Raw genomic sequence first — 17,686 nt, forward strand, 5'->3', positions numbered from 1 at the left:
TTTAAAATAAATAGGGAATATATATAATACAACCTATCGTAATTGCAGTTAATGCAGCGAAAAATACTGCACCAGCAGCAATATCTTTTATAAAACCAATTTTTTTATGATAATCAGGATGAATAAAGTCTGCAATTTTTTCTACAGCTGTGTTTATTCCTTCAATACCTAATACTAATCCTGTTGCTAAAGTTTGAATAAGCCATTCTTCTTTTGTGATGCCAAAATAAAAACCAGCTATGACTAAAGTAAATGCGATACTTAATTGCACCATCACACTATGTTCAGTAGTAGCTAATTTGAATGCTCCTTTAACAGCAAATAAAATACTCTTCAATCTTCCTTTTACGAAAGTATTATCTTTTTCAAAACTCATATGCTTATAAAGAAGCTAAGGCAGATTCATAATTTGGTTCGTCAGCAATTTCAGCAACTTGTTCTGTATATGTAACGGTACCGTTTTCATCTAAAACAATTACAACTCTTGAATGTAATCCAGCTAATGGGCCATCTGTAATTTCTAGACCAAAATCTTTTCCAAAATCTCCTGTATTGAAATCCGATAAATTTATAACGTTCTCTAATCCTTCAGCACCACAAAAACGTTTTTGAGCAAAAGGTAAATCACGAGAAATACATAATACTTTTGTGTTTTCTAATTTACTTGCTTTTTCATTGAAAGCTCTTACAGATGCAGCACATGTACCAGTATCAACACTAGGGAAAATATTTAAAACTAACTTACTTCCAGTAAAGTCAGCTAAAGTAGTTGTACCTAAGTCAGTTTTAACTAATTTGAAATCAGGTGATTTTGTTCCTTTTTTTGGTAATTCTCCTGAAGTATGTATTGCGTTTCCGCCTAATGTTACTGTTGCCATGATGTCTTTTTTTTATGAAGTTCAAAAGTAATAAATATTATTGAATTGCTATTTATCTATTACCTTCTTTTACTTTTTTTATTTTTTTTTACTTTTTTAAAACCAAGATTCAATTTTTCTCGTAAATGCAATTATAACATGTAACATAACATAAAAAAACTTAAAAATGAGAACGAGAAAAATTGTAGCAATTGCATTAGTAGCTTTTAGTCTTTTAGTAGGAACTGAAATTCAAGCTCAAAAAAAAGAAAAAACAGTTGAAGTAGGTGGAGCACCTATGTATCCTAGTAAAAATATTATTGAAAATGCTGTAAATTCTAAAGATCATACCACGCTAGTTGCTGCGGTTAAAGCAGCAGATTTAGTAGAAGTATTGTCATCTGAAGGTCCTTTTACTGTTTTTGCTCCTACAAATGAAGCATTTGCAAAATTACCAGCTGGTACTGTTGAAACTTTGTTAAAGCCAGAAAATAAAGAGATGTTGCAAACCATTTTAAAATATCATGTAGCTGCAGGAAAATGGAGTGCTGCTGATATAGTTGCTGCTATTAAAAAAGGAAATGGAAAATATGCTTTCAAAACTGTAAGCGGTGGAACTTTAACCGCTTGGATGAAAGGTAAAGACATATATATTACAGATGAAAAAGGAAATAGCTCAAAAGTAACCATTGCTGATGTTAACCAATCAAATGGAATTATACACGTGGTAGATACTGTTGTATTACCTCGTACATAGTTGTTTAGTTTTAGTTTGTTTTTTTTAAGGAAAGCTCTACTAAATTGTGGGGCTTTCTTTTTTGTCTAAAAGTATCTTTTCAACGACAGAATATACTACAGCTGTGTTCCAATCGGAATTGTATTCTAAAATTAGATAAACATTTTTATTGGTTTTAGAAAATAAAGAATATTTATTGTGATATTGCTTAGAGGTTAAATCTTCCCAAAGTATTATTTTGTTGTTTTTTAACTGAATACCTTCTGGTAAAAAATGAATAGACAAGAGTGTGAATTTTTCATTTTTTTTAAATTGATTGAGATAATTTTTAGAGATATCCATAAAATGGAAGTCAAGTAATTGATCAATTATAGTAGCATATTTATGATGCAATTCTTTTTTTCTGATTCCATAAATAGACTTTAACCTTAATTTTATTATTTTACCTTCTTTATTTTTGATATCTATACTATAAATTCTTCCAAAAGTAAAAGAATAGCCATTGAGCCATTTTACTCCAAATCGAAATGATTCTATTTCTTCTTTAGTGAATTTAGTATTTTGTCCATTAACCAAATCATTGTCTTCAAATTCAATACAATCTTTTGTGATTGTTAGCTTTCTTTTTCTGTCATAAAAAGCAGATTTTATAAAACAATTAAAACTTTCCTCCAAAATATTACTTCGTTTGTTCTAGCCAATTTTTAAAATCATAAAAGTTTTGTGGAGCTACACCATGTCCTATAGGGTATTCTTTGTAGACTACTGGAAGACCTAAGTTTTCTAAAAAAGGTTTTGCTTTTCTTGCCCAATCAATAGGAATTACTTGATCTACTGTTCCGTGTGAAATGAAAAACTGTAAGTGTTTGTAGTCCTTTTCTTTGAAGTTTTCTGCTATAATTTGTTCGTTTAAGTAACCACTTAAAACGACTACTTTTGCAATTTTTTCTGGATAAGATAGGGCAGTGGCATAACTTAAAATGCTACCTTGACTGAAACCAATTAGTGTAACTTTATTTTTATCAATAGGATATTTAGCAACCAAATCATCAATGAAAGTAGCGATTAAATCTCTTGATTCTCTAGCTTGTATGTCATCTGAGAATTTATTTTCATCTGAATCAAAATGAATGGCATACCATGCATGACCATACGGTTGTAAATCATATGGTGCTCTAACAGAAATGACATAATATTCCTCTGGTAATTCTGTAGCGAAAGAAAATAAATCTTCTTCGTTGCTTCCGTAGCCATGTAATAAAATTAAAACTGGATTTTGTGCTTGTTGTATTTTTGGTTCCCGAACGAGGTAGTGTAAATTCATTTGTAGTGTATTCTGATTATTTTTTTCAAAATTATCACTAAATTTTAATTTATTCGATTTTGAAGTAATAATTTTAAAAGTATATCTTAGTTGGAATCAATAAAAATGAACTACTATTTTTTAAATTTTCTTATATTAAATTAATTTTCACTCCTGTTTTAGAAGATTTATAAATGGCTTCTATAATTCGAATATCTTTTAAACCTTCTTCTCCTGGCACTATAAAAGGTTTGTTATTGATAATAGCTAAAGCATCATCATCCATCTGTTTGGCTTGCTGGTTTTCAATGTATTGATTTAAAAGTTGGCCATCGCTAGTATTTCCTTTAACACCATTATACATAGAGAAAGGAGCTAATTGATACCAACCTTTTTCACAATCCACATGTAAAAGATGCATGTCTTTTCCTACACTGGTTTTTCCATGTGCAATAGCTCCAGAGGGGAATTCTAGTGTAAAATGAGTGGTTTCATCGGTTTCAGTAAAAATGTCAGGACGTGTGGTCTTTTGTTTGGCCACTACAGAAATAGGTTCTTCTCCAGTAGCATATCTTGAGGCATTTAGTGCATACACTCCTAAATCATACATAGTTCCTCCTCCTAATTTTGAGTCTAATCGCCAAGATTTTTCTAGATTGGTTACATCATATCCTATTTCTGCTTGAACTTCTTTAATTTTTCCATATGGTTTTGTATTAGCCCATTGCATCACTTGTTGGGTATTAGGTTCATGATGCATGCGATAGCCTATGGCTAATTTTACTTTATTTTTTTGACAAGCAGCTATGATGGATTGGCACTCTGCTACTGTTTTTGCCATTGGTTTTTCGCACCATACATGTTTTCCTGTGTTGGCAGCTTTAATTGCATATTTTGCATGTAAACCTGTTGGTAAAACTATATAAATGACATCAATATCTGGATTGTTGGCTATTTGATTCATATTGTCATAATTGTAGACATTTTTATCTTCAATACCGTATTTTTTTTGCCACACTGCTATTTTGGAAGGAGTACCCGTTACTATTCCCATTAATTTACAATATTTTGTAAGTTGGAGTGCTGGAGCGAGTACTGTTGCACTGTAGTTTCCTAAGCCTACTAAACAAACCCCTATTGGTTTCTGATTTTTTGCAGAAAATAATTCTGAAAGTGGGAGTGCGCTATAGCCTAAAAAAAGCCCCGTGTTTTTTATAAAATTTCTTCTATCTAATGCCATTTTGTATCTACATTTATTTATAAGTCTTTTTATAATTAGTTTTGTTGCAGCTAATTTAAATACAATTTTAAATAAAGATACTACTTTTTATTTGTTGGGTTATAAATATCTTTTGGTTGCTAAAAGTAGCTACATCTAAAGACTTGTTATTTACACTAAGGGTTCGATAGAAAAAAAATCGATTTTGGATTGTTTGAAATTTCTTATTTTATTTAAAACCGCATTTCCATTACTGGAACCATCTGAATTGGTGTTGCCTTCTATCGTTTCAATTACGTCTCCATTGACTCCTATGACAATTCCTGTGTGGTACCAGTCATAAGTTGATTTTTGTAATAAGAATAAATCACCTGGTTTAATTAAAGATGGGTTACTTCTTGCTGTTTGGTAACGTGTAAGTATTCTTTTTTGTAATCCAGTGGTGCCAATGGTGTCGCAACTGTAAGATAAAGGCATTAAGTTCTTAAAGTTTTTTCCTTGTAAAGATGCGGCTTGATCTATTATTGTTTGAGCAAAACCCATGCACCAATACCAAGAAGTTCCTTCATTGCCATCCATATAAGCGCGAACCCATGGCCCAGTGTTGCTTTGGTTTCTGATGACTAGTTCGTATGGATTATTTTCTGCATGATTTTTGGCCACATTGACTACTAATTCTCTTAGGTTATTACCTATACTATTATTTTCAAAGGCTCTTTTCATTGGAGTTATTAACGCATCAAATAAGTAATAATCTACTACTCCATTTTGAGGTAAGCCTTTTGCTTTTTGGAAATTAATTACAGCTTGTTCTGTAGCTGGACCAAAATCACCATCGATACCTGTGGCTGTTCCTGCATTTGGATTTTGCATGGCATAGAGTGTTAACCAAGCTTGAATCTTTTCAACATCTTTTTTTACATTGGTACCAAATCTTTTTTGGGTGTTGCTAATGCTAATTTCTTTAAGGTATGATTTTTTTTGCATGACGCTACATTTTAGAGTATAAAAGTAGCCATCGATTTGTATATTGTAAAGGGGGAAAATCCTGTTTTTGAAGGGTAATTATACTGAAAATGAAGTTTTTATTTGTTTTTTTTATTCTTTGTTTATACTTGCAACTGTCTTTTTGAAAGTTCCGTATGTCTTTTCGAAAGTTTCGGATGCGTTTTTGAAAGTTTCGGATAGCTTTTTATTACTTCAGGATTTATTTTTGAATATTTCGAATGTCTTTTTTGAATATTTTGGATATCTTTTCGAAAGTTTTTGATGTGTTTTTGAAGATTGCGGTTATCTTTTTGAAAATTGAAGTAGTCTTTTAGGTGTTTGAGGATTTGTTTTCGGGAATTGTAGTTCTCTTACCAGTAATTTACTGTGTTACTTGTTTTTTATGGATTATCTCTACCAATAAACCGTTCTTTGCCTAATAGAAAATTGATGGCTTTTTCAGTATTTTTTTCCAATGCTTTTTCTGTTTTTAGATTAGTCAAATATTTTACAATCTCTGATTTTCTGGATGCTGGTAGGTTTTCAAAAACGATTTTAGCTTCTTTGTTTTTTGTTAATGCTTTTACAAAAAGTTTTGGAGGTTTAATTTCTCTGCTTTCTGGGTCAAAACTTACTGTGATTTCGATGGTTTCACCGATGCGTTTAGGTGAATTTTTGAGCATAGTTGTATTGATATACAAACGCCATTCTCCATTATATCTTACTAATGTTTGTTTGTAGAGGTTGTCGTTAATTGTTCCCTTTATTGGAATATGTCTTTTGGTTTTACCAGCATCTTCGAAGATTTTTTGAAGAATGTTTTCCGGTACAAAAACAAATGGATTGATTCCTATGACTTCTATTTTTGCTTCAAATTCATACATTATTTGTTAATTTAATGTTCTAGTTTAAAAGGTACTAATTAGATGTCTTATATAATATAAGAGGTTTGTTATTAAATATTTATGGTTGAATTTTATATATCATCCCTAAAGGGATTTTTTGGAATAAGTTTTATTCAAATACTTTTTCGTAAATACCCATTTCACAACCACTACAAGTATTTAAGACAGAGTTGCGATTTTTGATGTTTGCAATTAATTTTTTTTCTAATTCTGTTACTTGTATTCCTTTGTTTTTCTCTAGATAAAGTAGGGCATCTAAACCATAAGTTTGTAATTCAGGGTTAAATGATTTAAGCCAATTTGTAAAGGTTTTTCTGTTTTTTTTCTTGTTAAATTTTAAATTATTGTATTCAGGGACTTTAGTAATTGTTGCTCCATACCCACAATAGTAACTATAGATAAGGTTCTCTAAAACTTGTGATACAAAGTCGGTTGTATTAAAGTTAGTTTGATAGAAAATATTATGAAATTGTAAATAATCGTCTAGTTTTTCTTCCTCAAAATATTGGTTTTTCTTTTTTCTGTGAGCATCATAATTTATTAAACCAAAGATGCTATTATTTTTCTTAAAGATATGAACCTTGTACTCTTTATCTTTGAATGAATGCTCATCTACAAAGTTTATTACAATGTTATAAATTGATTCTTTAATTCCTCCATCTAAAACGCGTTCAAATTCAAAGTCAGTTCTTAAAGATTCAATTTCTTTCACAGCTTTAAATTTCTTTTTTTTTAGCGAATCTAAATTGAATTCAGAATAATTTTTAAAATAGGTTTGCATTTCAAAATCTGCTTCAATTTCATTTTTACTTTGCGAAAATGACATAGTATTTGAAATTAGGAGTAGAAGTATGGATAAGTAGCGCATTCTTTAAAATTATTTTTTTGAAATTAATTTTTCAGTTTGATGATTAAAAATACGAATGAAATTTTCACTATGATGGTTTTTAAAGCATCCACTTTCATCAAAGTTTAAGGTTGTGATAATTATTTCTTTTTTTAATTCTCTCATTATTAATTTGGCGTTGTCATAATTTAAATTAATAGTGTTAAGGATAATTGGTTTTTTTTCTAGAAAAAAAGAAAGAGCTAACCGTTTGACTTGTTCTTCTAACCATTGTCTTTCATTTAGGTTTAATAAGTCATAGAGGTTAAAGGCGTTTTTTAATTTCCAAATTGAATTCAAGTCTGTTTTTACTATTTTATTATGCCATTTGTTTTCTAAATCATTATTGAATTGTATTGGAGTATAATTTAATAGTTCGAAATATTCTTTTTCAGATTTTGAAAACGTTTCTTCCTTTTGCGCTGCGCAAATGGTATTTAAAAGTAAAACGAATAGGAGAAGAATAGTTTTCATTCAAGAATCTACATTGGAATTAATTGTTAAATATACGAATGAAACTTTTTATATATCATTCCTAACGGGATTTTTGTTCTTCGTAGTTTTTTTTGGTAACCAATATATCATCCCTAATGGGATTTTTTGTTCTTAGATTCTTATTTTGTTACCGATATTTTATCCCTAACGGGATTTTAGAGTTGGGCCCTTCTTTTTTATTGAGTATAAATTTCAAATTAAAATTGTTGGTTTTTGTGTCAGTATCTTTCAAGATATTTTAAATCCCTTTAGGAATTTAATATTGGTTGCTAATTTTGTAATCTTTATGATGAAATTCCTTTAGGGATGCTATTTTTTATTTTATTTATAAAGAGTTTTTTTGTTCTTCTAACCAATCTAGTTGAGATTCAATTCTTTTTGGGATTCTTTCATCTTCATCACCATGAATGTCTCTAATTTCATATTTAGGATTTATAAAGTCTTTTCTTTCTTTGAATTCGTTGATTCTAAGGTTAAAAAGTGCTTGCCCAAATCTTATATCTTGATTTGCATTTAGGTAATTAGAAATATGTTCAATAATCTTTTGATGTTCTTTTTTTATTTTTTAGAGCAGAAGAATTTATGAATGCTATCAGTGTTATTTTTTATTGTTTTTAATATGTTTTTTTGGTACGGATTATAAATTAGAGTTATCTGAGTTTAAAATAAAAAACTCCTTTTGAACTATGTTATTGTATGATAGATCTTCTGAATAACGATTAAATTCATCAATAAAAAGGTTAATATCATTATAGCGTTCATTTTCTTCAAAATGAAAAATAGGTATGCTTATTGATTCATTAACTATAAGTACACAACCTTGTACTAATTTCTCTTTTGTAATTCGTTTACAAGCTAAAATTATTCCTCCATTATCAGAACCGATATTTCTGAAAATATTGTAGACTTTTATTTTCAACTAACTTAATCTGTTGTTTATGATTGATAAATCAATTTTGATGCTTTCCTAGGTTTTTGTTAACTTCAAATTACTTTCCTTTTCTAAATAGATTTGTAACTTCTTTTTTAAAGACTCATTATTTACTGAAGTAATCTCTTTTTTATAATTATCTTTTAAAACTACGAATTTGTAAACGGGGTATTTGAACTCAGCAACGGCATTTTGTAAATTAATGTTAGTGTTTTGTTTAGTAAAATTTTCTTTAATAATTATAAACTTTTTATAATTATTGGGTACTACTTTTTTCTTGAAGAGTATTTTATTCTTAAGTGTATAAATAGTATATATGTTTTTTTGATAATCTGATGCTAATGAAACTTTTACAAATGGAATTACTAATAATAAGATTATTATTAGTAAACTAAAACTAGTTGTTGCTAGATCTAAAAACTCATTATTGTTATTAAAAGCTGTATAAATAGTGTTTAAAAACAGTGCTAAAGGAAAAAGTAAAAGAACTATAAATATTCCTTTACTTTTTAGTTTGATTAAATCGTTTAAAATAATTTTAGATTTTATATTATATTTTTTATAGGTTTCCATTTACAAATTCTTAAAGAACTGTTGGTAAAAGTCGCCTACTAAAGGCACAATTTTCTTTTCTCCGTTTAGCATGCCTACAAAACCATATACCCAAAGGACAAAGATAAACACCCAAAAAGCAGAAGAGACCATCCAACTATTGAAATAACCAATAGGATAGCCTAATAAAAAGAAGGTTAGAAATATTCCTAAGGCTTGACGGATGTGAAAACTAGCAAAGTCGCTTTTTTTCTCGTCCTGATTCATAAAAATAGCAATTACACTTCCTATTATGGTTAAGTAGGCTACTAAGGCTGCACTTTTTCCTCTTTCGATATCGTTGTTCATGGTTTTTTTTTTTTTTATTATTGGTTATCTTTTTTGTATTGCGTTTATAAAGTTTGGGTTTTTATCCATTTTTTTGTGGGTTCTGTCCAGTTTTTTAACGGTTTGTATAAAAATCCGTGTCCTAAGTTTGTTTTTAGTTCTAGTTGTTCAAACTTTGTGGTGTTGTTTTTTTTGTTTTTCCAATGGTTGTAATTCTTGCCTGCAATTTCATCTGATAAATCGTAGATACATAAAACTTGTCCATGGAATTTCCAATCGTTATTGGCTTCTTGGTAGTCATTATTTCCAGCTAATAAAACATAGTTAATAGCATTAGTATTTATATCTGAAATATTGGAAGCAATTATAGCTCCTTTTGAAGCTCCAATAACTGTAATATTAATTGGCTGAACACCATTTTTAACTAAATTATCAATTTTTTTTGAAATTTTAATAGCATATTTTTTTGCATCTACATTTTCATTTCTTATTTCAGCATGAACCGTTGAATTATCGACTTTAATAGCTTCAATAATACTATCGAATTCGTATTTTCCGAATTCTTCACTAACAGCATTTTTACCTTGAATTTCGATTATTCTGCCATGAATGTAGAAAATGTGCTTTTTATTATATTGTTTATAGGGTTTTGAATTCCAACTCAATAAAATAGTTGTGAGTAAAAGAAGGGTTGCTATTTTTAAATTGGTTTTCAATTCTCGGTTGTCTGTTCTATGTTGTAAGTTTTCGGTTATCTTTTTCTTAAATCACCAATTTCCCATTATTAAAAATTCCGTATGCTTTTCCTTTTGTTTTTTGTCCTAGGAAAGCGGAATTTTTGGATTTGGAAAGGATGTTTTCTTTGGTGAATGTTCCTTCTGTTTTAGGTGAGAAAAAGGTAAGTTCTGCTGTTGAATTGACTTCTATTTTATTTTGGGGTAACCCAAAGATAGTTTTGGCACTCGTTAATTTTTCAATCACTATTTCTAGAGGTAAAACGGTTGCTAATGCTCCAAAAGCACTTTCTAAACCAATCGTTCCATCTTTTGCCATGTCAAATTCTAGTTTCTTATGTTCGATGTCCAAAGGATTATGATCGGAAGTGATGCAATCAATAGTTCCGTCGATTACTGCTTCTAGTAAGGCTTTTCTGGTTGCTTCATCTCGCAATGGTGGTGCCACTTTATATCTCGAATCGAAACCTGATAAGATTTCTTCGTTTAAAACTAAATGATGTACTGTTACGCTACACGTTACTTGTAATCCTTTGGCTTTGGCTTCTTTAATTAATTGTATGGCTTTTTGAGTAGAAATGGTTGGAATGTGTAATTTTCCACCTGTATATTCTAATAGAAATAAGTTACGAGCGATGTGTAATTCTTCGGACAAGGTTGGAATTCCTTTTAAGCCTAATCGAGTAGAAGCAATGCCTTCGTTTACAACTCCTTTTCCTTTTAGTGAATTGTCTTGGCTATAACTAATGACTAATCCGTCGAAATCTTGCACGTATTGTAAGGCTATTTTTTGAATATTCGCATCTTGAATGGCTTTGTTGTAATCTCCAAAAGCAATGGCACCAGCATTTTTCATGTCGAATAATTCGGCTAAATCTTGTCCGTCACTGTTTTTTGTTAAAGCTCCAATAGGAAAAAGAGTTGTTGCTTGGTCTTTGGCTTTGTCTAAAACAAATTTTATATACGATTGGTTGTCGATTATTGGAGTACTATTGGGTTGCAAAGCTATAGTAGTAAAACCACTTTTTGCTGCTACTTGTAAACCATTCGCAATAGTTTCACGGTCTTCGTAACCTGGTTCTCCAAAAGAAACTGATGAGTCAAACCAACCTTGAGAAACATGAAGGTTTTCTTTTTCAACAACCGTTGCGTTTTCAGGTGTGGCAATTTCTTTTGCAATTTCTGTAATAATTCCGTTTTCTATTTTAATGTCAACGGTTTGGTTGTGAAACGAACTGTTTTTATCTAGTATAGTGGCTTGTTTAATTAAAACGGGTGTCATTTTACAAATTTTTGGATTAGTAGTTCAATCAATAAAAATAGGAGTGTGCCTATGATAAACCATTTCCATAAGGCGGTGTCGGTTCGTTTTGATTGTAAATCGTTCAAAACGGTTTCCACGTTGGTTACAGTAGTGGTTTTATCAAATAAAGTTGTGTTTGCGTTGCTTAAATCGCTTTCTGTTCTAGGATAATTGAAGCTAATTTCCTGAATGGAATTTTTGGCTTGCTTGACATTATAATTTCCTGATTTTGCTGGAAAATCTCCAAACGCTAGTTTTACTTTGGTATTCACAATTTGTTGTTGTGGAATGAAACTACTTTCAGTATTAGTAACACTTACGACTTCATCTTTTGATAAAATAGCATCAATAATAAGTGTTTCGTTTTCACCAATAGTAAAGGTGTTGGTTTTCGAATTATTTTTGGCTTGAGCCATATTATAAAACGTTGGTACAATTAAAGGAGAATTCTGAAAGTTGGAATTTTGTTTGTTGATTGGAGCAGTAAAAATATACAGATTTCCAATTTTATTTGAAATTGAAAAAGTAAAATTTGTTTTGTCTTCAAACTGTAAGATTGGCAACCCATTTCCAGAAATAGTAAAGGATTTGTTTACTTTTGGATACTGAAAGTTACTCACATTTTTTTCAAATACATTTTTATACAAAGGATGATTGAAACTGATTTTTGTGATTTGTTTTTCGGAATCATTCAGTCCTGAAAACTGAAAAGAGCCAAAGTTTTTGCAAAAGCTATTTAAGTTTTGAAGGCTATTTTCTTGAGAAGGAATCAAAATTATGCTACCACCTTTATTATAAAAAGAAAGTAGGGTAGTGCTTAAAGCTTGTGGAATTTCTACTACTTCGTTTAGAACAATTGTTTGTTGGTTTTCAATACTATTATAGTTTAGTTGGGCTAATTCCGTATTGGTTACAACAAATTCATTTTCAGTTAAAATCTTATTTAAGAATTTATTTTTTTCGGGTGTGCCTATGATAATTACGTTTTGTTTTTTAGGTTTGGAAATACTAAAATAAAAGGCATTGTCATATTGCAAACTATTGTCTTGTAAGATTACTTTTCCATGAAAAGCAGTTTTTGGGATATTGATTTTTAGTTGTTTTTCTGTTCTGTCGAAAGTGACTTGCGATTTGGCAATTAAAGCTTTCTTATTATAAACGGCAACTGGAATTGCTTCTGTTGTTTCACCGTAGGATTTTAAATCAATGGTAATTTCGTAAAAAGCATCTAAAACTTGACTTAAAGTTACTTTTTCAATGCTAATGTTGTTTTTGTTTTCTGCTTTAGGATTGATGAAATAAACCTCATTTTGCTTGCTTATATCTTCTATTTTTTTGGAATTCGCTCCAATAGCATCTGTGATAATGATATAATCTTTTTTGGTATTTGGTTTTTTTGAATCGACTTGCGTAAGTAAATAATCTAATTCAAACGGTAGTGCAGCATATTCTAATTTTTGTAATTCGCTTTGAATGGTTTTGCTATCGATATCCCAAAAAGTGGCATCATTGGTTACCAATGAAAAAGTTTGGTTTTCAGGAAACGATTCTAGAATTTCTTGGATGCTTCTTTTTAATAATTCACCACGACTTCCTTTGGCTTGCATGGAAAAGGAGTTGTCTAAGAGTACAATTAACTCGTTGTCTTTACTTTTAGTTTGTTTTGCGTTGAAAAAAGGTTGGGCAAAAGCCAAAATAAGTAACGCTAACAATAATAAACGCGTTGCTAATAGCAACCATTTTTTAATAGTGCTACTTTTTCTAGTTTGTTGTTGGAGTTGACGAAGGAGTTTTACATTAGTAAAATACTCTTTTTTGAAGCGACGTAATTGAAATAAATGGACTAAAATTGGTATGACCAATAGGAACAAAAAGTATAAAATCTCAGGATGTTTAAACTGCATGTATTTTAGGTTTATTTCAAGACCATGAATTTACGGTGTTCAAAAATACAAAAATGAAATGGTTTTTGATAGAAAGAGTGTTGTTGATGTTAATTATTTTTTTTAGGAAATTATTAATTCAATTTTTCATTTATGAATTCAGTAACAATTTTTAATTCTTTATTTTTGTTTGCGAAGTTTAATTCTAATTCTGTAGTTAATTTAATAGGTATTTGATGATTAGTGTAAAATCTAATCTTTGTATTTACAAATTCACTTTTTTTAAGTACATGTTTTCTTAAAACACCATCATATTTTTTTGAGTTTTCATTTCTTGAGATTTGGATAATTGGATAATTTTTAATTATTAAATCTCCAAAAAATGATTTCTTTAATAAAATAAATAGATTTCCTTCAAATAGTATAATTTCTGAAATGTAAAATTTTGTAGTAACAGACATTTTATTACTAGAGTAAATTTCAGTTTCAATATTTTTTATTTCTACGTAATCTCTATTACCAATTTCATTGAATAATAAAACTCTTTTATTTTTATAATAAAAATGGAATCCAAAATTACCAATTATAAATGTGCATAAAAATATTATACCAACTAATATCATTACTCTTTCGGCTTATTCTTTCCGTTTTTGAAACGTACTTTTTCTACCACAGGTTCTTTTTTAGGAAATGGTTTTTTCTTTGGTTTGAAACCTGTTTCTGCTTTTTTAAAAGTAGTATTTTTTGGTTTTTCTTCTTTTCCTTGATTTCTATCACTTCCAGGATAGCCGTCTTTTGGAGGTGTGCTTTTATGACTTTTAATCACTTCCATAGGATTTTTTGGTTCCTCTTTTGTGCCTCTTAAATGAATCACTAAACCGTTTAAGAAGTTACGTAACAATTGGTCACCGCATTCTACATAATTAGGATGCTCTTCATTTCTAAAAATGTTTCCTAATTCTCCTTTTGAAACTCTAAAGTTAACTAGTTCTAGGATTTCTACTATTTGGTCGTCTCTTAATTGTAAGGCAACACGTAGTTTTTTGAAGATATCGTTATTTGTCATTTTTTATATATTGTAAGCTACTTTTAATTAGAAAAGCCAAAGATACGCTTTTGCAAATTCTTTTGCCCAAAGTTTTTCATTGTGTTTGCCATTTTCTACAATGTGTTTTTTGTGCAAGTGTAAACAATCGCATCGTTTTTCTCTAATAAGTTGGATCATTTGGTTCATTTCATCGACCATATCTTCGCTTTCGCTGTCACCACACATGAAATAAAATTTAGTATCCATTTTTTCTGTTGCTTCCGTTAAGGTGTAAATTTCATTGGAAAACCAAAAAGAAGGAGAAAAAACACCTACTTTACCAAACACCTCTGGATATTTTAAACTAGCATAATAAGAAGTTAAACCACCTAATGAACTTCCCATGATTCCCGTGTTTCTTGTATTCTTTTTTGTTCTATAAACAGAATCTACATAAGGTTTTACAGTAGAAACAATAAAATCTAGGTAAGCATCTGCGTTTCCACCACCGTATTTTGAGTTTTTATAAGGAGTTAATTCGCTAAGTCTTTTGTTATTTCCGTGTTCGATTCCTATGATAATTATTTTTGCTTTTAAGCTATCTAGTGTTTCGTCAATTCGCCATTCTCCTGCATAAGAAGATTTTGCATCAAATAAATTTTGAGCATCATGCATGTATAAAACGGGATATTTTTTAGTAGAAGTATCATAATCTAAAGGTAAATAGACCCAAATTTTCTTTATAGTGTCTAATTGTGGAGCTTCCATTTCAAAGGTGGAATAGCGTTTTTGAGCTTGTGTGATATTGGGTAAACAAAAAAAGATAATGAAAAGAAAGCCAAGTTTTTTCATTTTTAATTATATTTGGATGATATTAATCTTCATAAAAGTACTATTTTGATGGAAACCTACCAAGAAAAAATTAGCTTATTGCAAGAAATGATTGCCTTTGCATTGATAGATGGAGAATTGCATGATAGGGAATATGATTTTATAGAAATGGTCTCATTGGAACTTGAGATTGAAAAAGAAGCCTTTCATAAACTTTTTGAAAAAAGAACAGAAGTTAAGGTAATTAAAGATGAATTTAATAGAGTTTGTCAGTTTTACAGATTGGCTTTATTAATGCATTCTGATGGTGTTTTACATGAAAAGGAACAAATAAAAATAAATGAAATAGGCATTAATATGGGGTTGAATCCTTATGCTATGAAACGTGTATTGCATTTGATGAAGAAATCACCTAATCGTATGATTGATGGACAGACTTTATTATCTGTTTTTGCGGAACAGCATAATTAATAATCTGAAATTTAGTCAGTTATGTATTAAATAAATCTTAAAAAAAAGTCAAAATGTCTTTTCTTAAACAAATAGAAAGGACATTTTGACTTTTTTTTGTTTTGGAATATTGTTTGCGTTAAATAATGCAAATAATTGTTTAACTAAAAATTTATAGATATGAACTTAGTAAAATCAAATCCAAAATTCTTTTTTCCTTCAGTAATGGAAGAATTGTTTAAACCTGATTTTATGGGTGGTGTTCAAGGTTTTTCTAACTCAACTGTACCAGCTGTAAATATTAAAGAAACCGAAACCGAATTTAAAATTGAGTTGGCTTCACCAGGGTTAAAAAGAGAAGATTTCAAAATTGAAGTAGATGAAAATGTATTATCCATTTCTTCTGAACGAAAAAATGAATTAGAAGAACAAAGTGAAAACGGGAAATATACTCGTAAAGAATTCAGTTTTTCCTCTTTTAAGCGTTCTTTCACACTTCCAGAAACGGTAAATGAAGACGATATTAAAGCTAGCTATGAAAATGGAGTATTGTATTTGAGCCTTCCAAAAAGAGAAGAAGCTTTGCCAAAGCCAAAACGTTTTATAGAAATTGGCTAAGTACTTAGTTGTTATAAGAATAAAAAGCTTAATTGTAGACATGCCCCAAAAGTTAGACATTATTTGGGGCATTTTTTATGGAAAGTAATAATTTATTTTTGAAGTAATTAAAAATAGGTGATAAACTGTTTGTAGTGCTATGTATTTTTTAGTCAAGTAATATGCACTATCTAAATTCTGTATTTGATTGTAAAAGTTTCTAGCTTTATGTAACAGAATTAAAGTGTTCTTTATTTGCTGTGAAAATACCGAATGAAAGAATAGTAGAGTGAATAGGTAAATTAAACAATTTTACTATGAATATTTTTTATTTAGTTTAACTAATGTAACAAAATTGCTGTTAGATATATTTAGTAATGTATTATGTATCCAGGTTCTGCATCTACTTTGTAAGCAATTTTAAAAGTCTTTTTTTCTTTTAAATCTGAAAATCTATCTAAGTAAATAGGTGTTGTTAAGCCACTTTCATTAAATTGAATCATTTCATTTTCAAAAACTGTAATTCTTGTAGTAAGCATTAATGTTTCGTATAATTTTACCATTTCTGGATAAATAGTTATTTCTTTTTCAGCTAGAACTTGCGTAGTAGTGTCATTTAGAGAATAATGGAGTTCATCGTTTGACTTATTATTAATTTCAATTAATCTATCAAGAACGATACAATAGTCACTTTCAATTGTTTCTAAAGTTTTATTCTCAAAAGCATTGTAATTTATTAAACAAACATCTAGAGCTACCATTTCAGGAATTAAAATGGTGTTTTGAGGAACTTGATTTAATAAATTAATAGTAATAGGTACTTGTTGTTCTCTGACTAATCCACATTGTAAAGTTTCGCTGACAATAATATCAATAGGAAGTTTAGAACTGATTTTTAGGGTAGTTGCATCTTTATTTTCATAATTTACAACATGTCCATCGAATCCTAGTTTTTTAATGATTTGTTGCATGTTGTTAAAGCTTTCTTTATTGATTTCAACTAAAGTCACTTTTACTTTTTGCGGTGAATATGTAGCTAATATGGGTAAAAGTAAGGTAGCAAAAGGTCCAGTTCCAGCATAAAGAATATGTATTGGTTTTTTTCCTTTTTTTTGAAGAGATGCAATAGCTTTGAAAATACTCTTTATAAAAATTTTTGTTCGTAAGATATCGTTCAAACACATCGCTGCCCAAGTTGTACCTATGGCTTTTCCATTATTAAAATAAAGATCTTGCTTATTGTTTTCGTTGTTGTTATCTAATGAAGACAATTCGTGTACTATAGATTTGTATTGATTAATTGCTTCAGTATGTTCGAGAAAATCATTGTTATCATTAGTGAAAATTTTACCTATTTTTTGAAGATTTTCAATATGATTAGACATGAATTTAAGTAAAATTAAAGGGGTTAATATTTTAAATGTAATTATAATTCTTTAAATTTTATTTTAAAAGAACACAATTCCCTAAAGCTTTTTGCCTATTTGCTTGATTTTTCATGGAGTAGATTTCCAATATAAAATTGGGAATTGTGTTAAAGTATTGTAATTACAATAGCAAAAGTAATTAAATTTTTAAAAGTATAACCCCGTATTTTTACCTGTTTTAAGTAAATATAAAAGCTACTTAATTTAAGTAGCTTTTATTAGTTATATGTTCAATT

22 protein-coding genes are annotated in these 17,686 nt (G+C 29.3%); 3 read left to right on the forward strand and 19 right to left on the reverse strand.

The features are described from left to right. Position 1 precedes the first annotated feature (1 nt). Positions 2–376 (reverse strand): diacylglycerol kinase, encoded by a 375-nt coding sequence (locus FIA58_RS03385; protein ID WP_140960055.1) that lies wholly within the window; start codon positions 374–376, stop codon positions 2–4. A gap of 4 nt (positions 377–380) precedes the next feature. Beyond that, positions 381–878, reverse strand: coding sequence for a thiol peroxidase (tpx, locus tag FIA58_RS03390; protein WP_140960057.1), 498 nt, complete (start codon positions 876–878; stop codon positions 381–383). Between the two features lie 166 nt (positions 879–1,044). Between tpx and FIA58_RS03395 the strand changes: the two genes are divergently transcribed. Next, on the forward strand, positions 1,045–1,614 hold the full coding sequence (locus FIA58_RS03395) for a fasciclin domain-containing protein (RefSeq protein ID WP_140960059.1): 570 nt from the start codon (positions 1,045–1,047) through the stop codon (positions 1,612–1,614). 39 nt (positions 1,615–1,653) lie between these two features. Here the strand turns inward: FIA58_RS03395 and FIA58_RS03400 are convergent, their stop codons facing one another. The 16 genes from FIA58_RS03400 to FIA58_RS03475 form a co-directional block, all read right to left on the reverse strand. Then, positions 1,654–2,268 carry a hypothetical protein gene (locus FIA58_RS03400; protein ID WP_140960061.1) on the reverse strand — a complete coding sequence of 205 codons (615 nt, stop codon included), beginning with the start codon at positions 2,266–2,268 and terminating at the stop codon, positions 1,654–1,656. Positions 2,269–2,272: 4 nt separating this feature from the next. Then, positions 2,273–2,917, reverse strand: coding sequence for an alpha/beta hydrolase (locus FIA58_RS03405; protein WP_140960063.1), 645 nt, complete (start codon positions 2,915–2,917; stop codon positions 2,273–2,275). A gap of 130 nt (positions 2,918–3,047) precedes the next feature. Then, on the reverse strand, positions 3,048–4,136 hold the full coding sequence (locus tag FIA58_RS03410) for a Gfo/Idh/MocA family protein (protein ID WP_140960065.1): 1,089 nt from the start codon (positions 4,134–4,136) through the stop codon (positions 3,048–3,050). A gap of 150 nt (positions 4,137–4,286) precedes the next feature. Beyond that, positions 4,287–5,102, reverse strand: coding sequence for a peptidoglycan-binding protein (locus tag FIA58_RS03415; RefSeq protein WP_140960067.1), 816 nt, complete (start codon positions 5,100–5,102; stop codon positions 4,287–4,289). 401 nt (positions 5,103–5,503) lie between these two features. Further along, on the reverse strand, positions 5,504–5,986 hold the full coding sequence (locus FIA58_RS03420; protein WP_140960069.1) for a DUF1905 domain-containing protein: 483 nt from the start codon (positions 5,984–5,986) through the stop codon (positions 5,504–5,506). 130 nt (positions 5,987–6,116) lie between these two features. After that, entirely contained in the window at positions 6,117–6,833 is a 717-nt protein-coding gene (locus tag FIA58_RS03425) for a hypothetical protein (RefSeq protein ID WP_140960071.1), read from the reverse strand. A 51-nt stretch (positions 6,834–6,884) separates the two neighbouring features. Next, positions 6,885–7,367, reverse strand: coding sequence for a hypothetical protein (locus FIA58_RS03430; RefSeq protein ID WP_140960073.1), 483 nt, complete (start codon positions 7,365–7,367; stop codon positions 6,885–6,887). A 658-nt stretch (positions 7,368–8,025) separates the two neighbouring features. Further along, the gene (locus tag FIA58_RS03435) at positions 8,026–8,307 is read right to left on the reverse strand and encodes a hypothetical protein (protein ID WP_140960075.1); all 282 of its coding nucleotides are present in this window, start codon (positions 8,305–8,307) and stop codon (positions 8,026–8,028) included. Positions 8,308–8,355: 48 nt separating this feature from the next. Next, positions 8,356–8,892: a hypothetical protein gene (locus FIA58_RS03440; protein WP_140960077.1), complete on the reverse strand. Its 537-nt coding sequence runs from the start codon at positions 8,890–8,892 to the stop codon at positions 8,356–8,358. Further along, entirely contained in the window at positions 8,893–9,219 is a 327-nt protein-coding gene (locus FIA58_RS03445; RefSeq protein WP_140960079.1) for a DUF4870 domain-containing protein, read from the reverse strand. A gap of 44 nt (positions 9,220–9,263) precedes the next feature. Next, positions 9,264–9,914 (reverse strand): hypothetical protein, encoded by a 651-nt coding sequence (locus FIA58_RS03450; RefSeq protein WP_140960098.1) that lies wholly within the window; start codon positions 9,912–9,914, stop codon positions 9,264–9,266. A gap of 46 nt (positions 9,915–9,960) precedes the next feature. Then, positions 9,961–11,214 (reverse strand): dihydroorotase, encoded by a 1,254-nt coding sequence (locus tag FIA58_RS03455; RefSeq protein ID WP_140960099.1) that lies wholly within the window; start codon positions 11,212–11,214, stop codon positions 9,961–9,963. Continuing rightward, positions 11,211–13,139 (reverse strand): vWA domain-containing protein, encoded by a 1,929-nt coding sequence (locus FIA58_RS03460; protein ID WP_140960101.1) that lies wholly within the window; start codon positions 13,137–13,139, stop codon positions 11,211–11,213. Before FIA58_RS03460 ends, FIA58_RS03455 begins: the two co-directional genes overlap by 4 nt. A 113-nt stretch (positions 13,140–13,252) precedes the next feature. Continuing rightward, positions 13,253–13,741 carry a hypothetical protein gene (locus FIA58_RS03465; protein ID WP_140960103.1) on the reverse strand — a complete coding sequence of 163 codons (489 nt, stop codon included), beginning with the start codon at positions 13,739–13,741 and terminating at the stop codon, positions 13,253–13,255. Further along, entirely contained in the window at positions 13,741–14,184 is a 444-nt protein-coding gene (locus FIA58_RS03470; protein WP_140960105.1) for a DUF1456 family protein, read from the reverse strand. Before FIA58_RS03470 ends, FIA58_RS03465 begins: the two co-directional genes overlap by 1 nt. Positions 14,185–14,211: 27 nt before the next feature. After that, positions 14,212–14,997, reverse strand: a complete 786-nt coding sequence (locus tag FIA58_RS03475; RefSeq protein ID WP_140960107.1) for an alpha/beta hydrolase — start codon at positions 14,995–14,997, stop codon at positions 14,212–14,214. A 48-nt stretch (positions 14,998–15,045) separates the two neighbouring features. On the opposite strand from FIA58_RS03475, the gene FIA58_RS03480 reads away from it, so the two are divergent. Together FIA58_RS03480 and FIA58_RS03485 are read left to right on the forward strand one after the other, a co-directional pair. After that, entirely contained in the window at positions 15,046–15,447 is a 402-nt protein-coding gene (locus tag FIA58_RS03480) for a TerB family tellurite resistance protein (RefSeq protein WP_140960109.1), read from the forward strand. Between the two features lie 159 nt (positions 15,448–15,606). Continuing rightward, positions 15,607–16,044 (forward strand): Hsp20/alpha crystallin family protein, encoded by a 438-nt coding sequence (locus tag FIA58_RS03485; RefSeq protein ID WP_140960111.1) that lies wholly within the window; start codon positions 15,607–15,609, stop codon positions 16,042–16,044. A 350-nt stretch (positions 16,045–16,394) separates the two neighbouring features. Here FIA58_RS03485 and FIA58_RS03490 read toward each other — a convergent pair whose 3' ends face one another. Next, positions 16,395–17,408: an SAM-dependent methyltransferase gene (locus FIA58_RS03490; RefSeq protein WP_140960114.1), complete on the reverse strand. Its 1,014-nt coding sequence runs from the start codon at positions 17,406–17,408 to the stop codon at positions 16,395–16,397. Positions 17,409–17,686 lie beyond the last annotated feature (278 nt).

It is taken from the genome of Flavobacterium jejuense (genome assembly GCF_006491595.2).
In the GTDB taxonomy this organism is placed as follows: Bacteria; Bacteroidota; Bacteroidia; order Flavobacteriales; family Flavobacteriaceae; genus Flavobacterium; species Flavobacterium jejuense.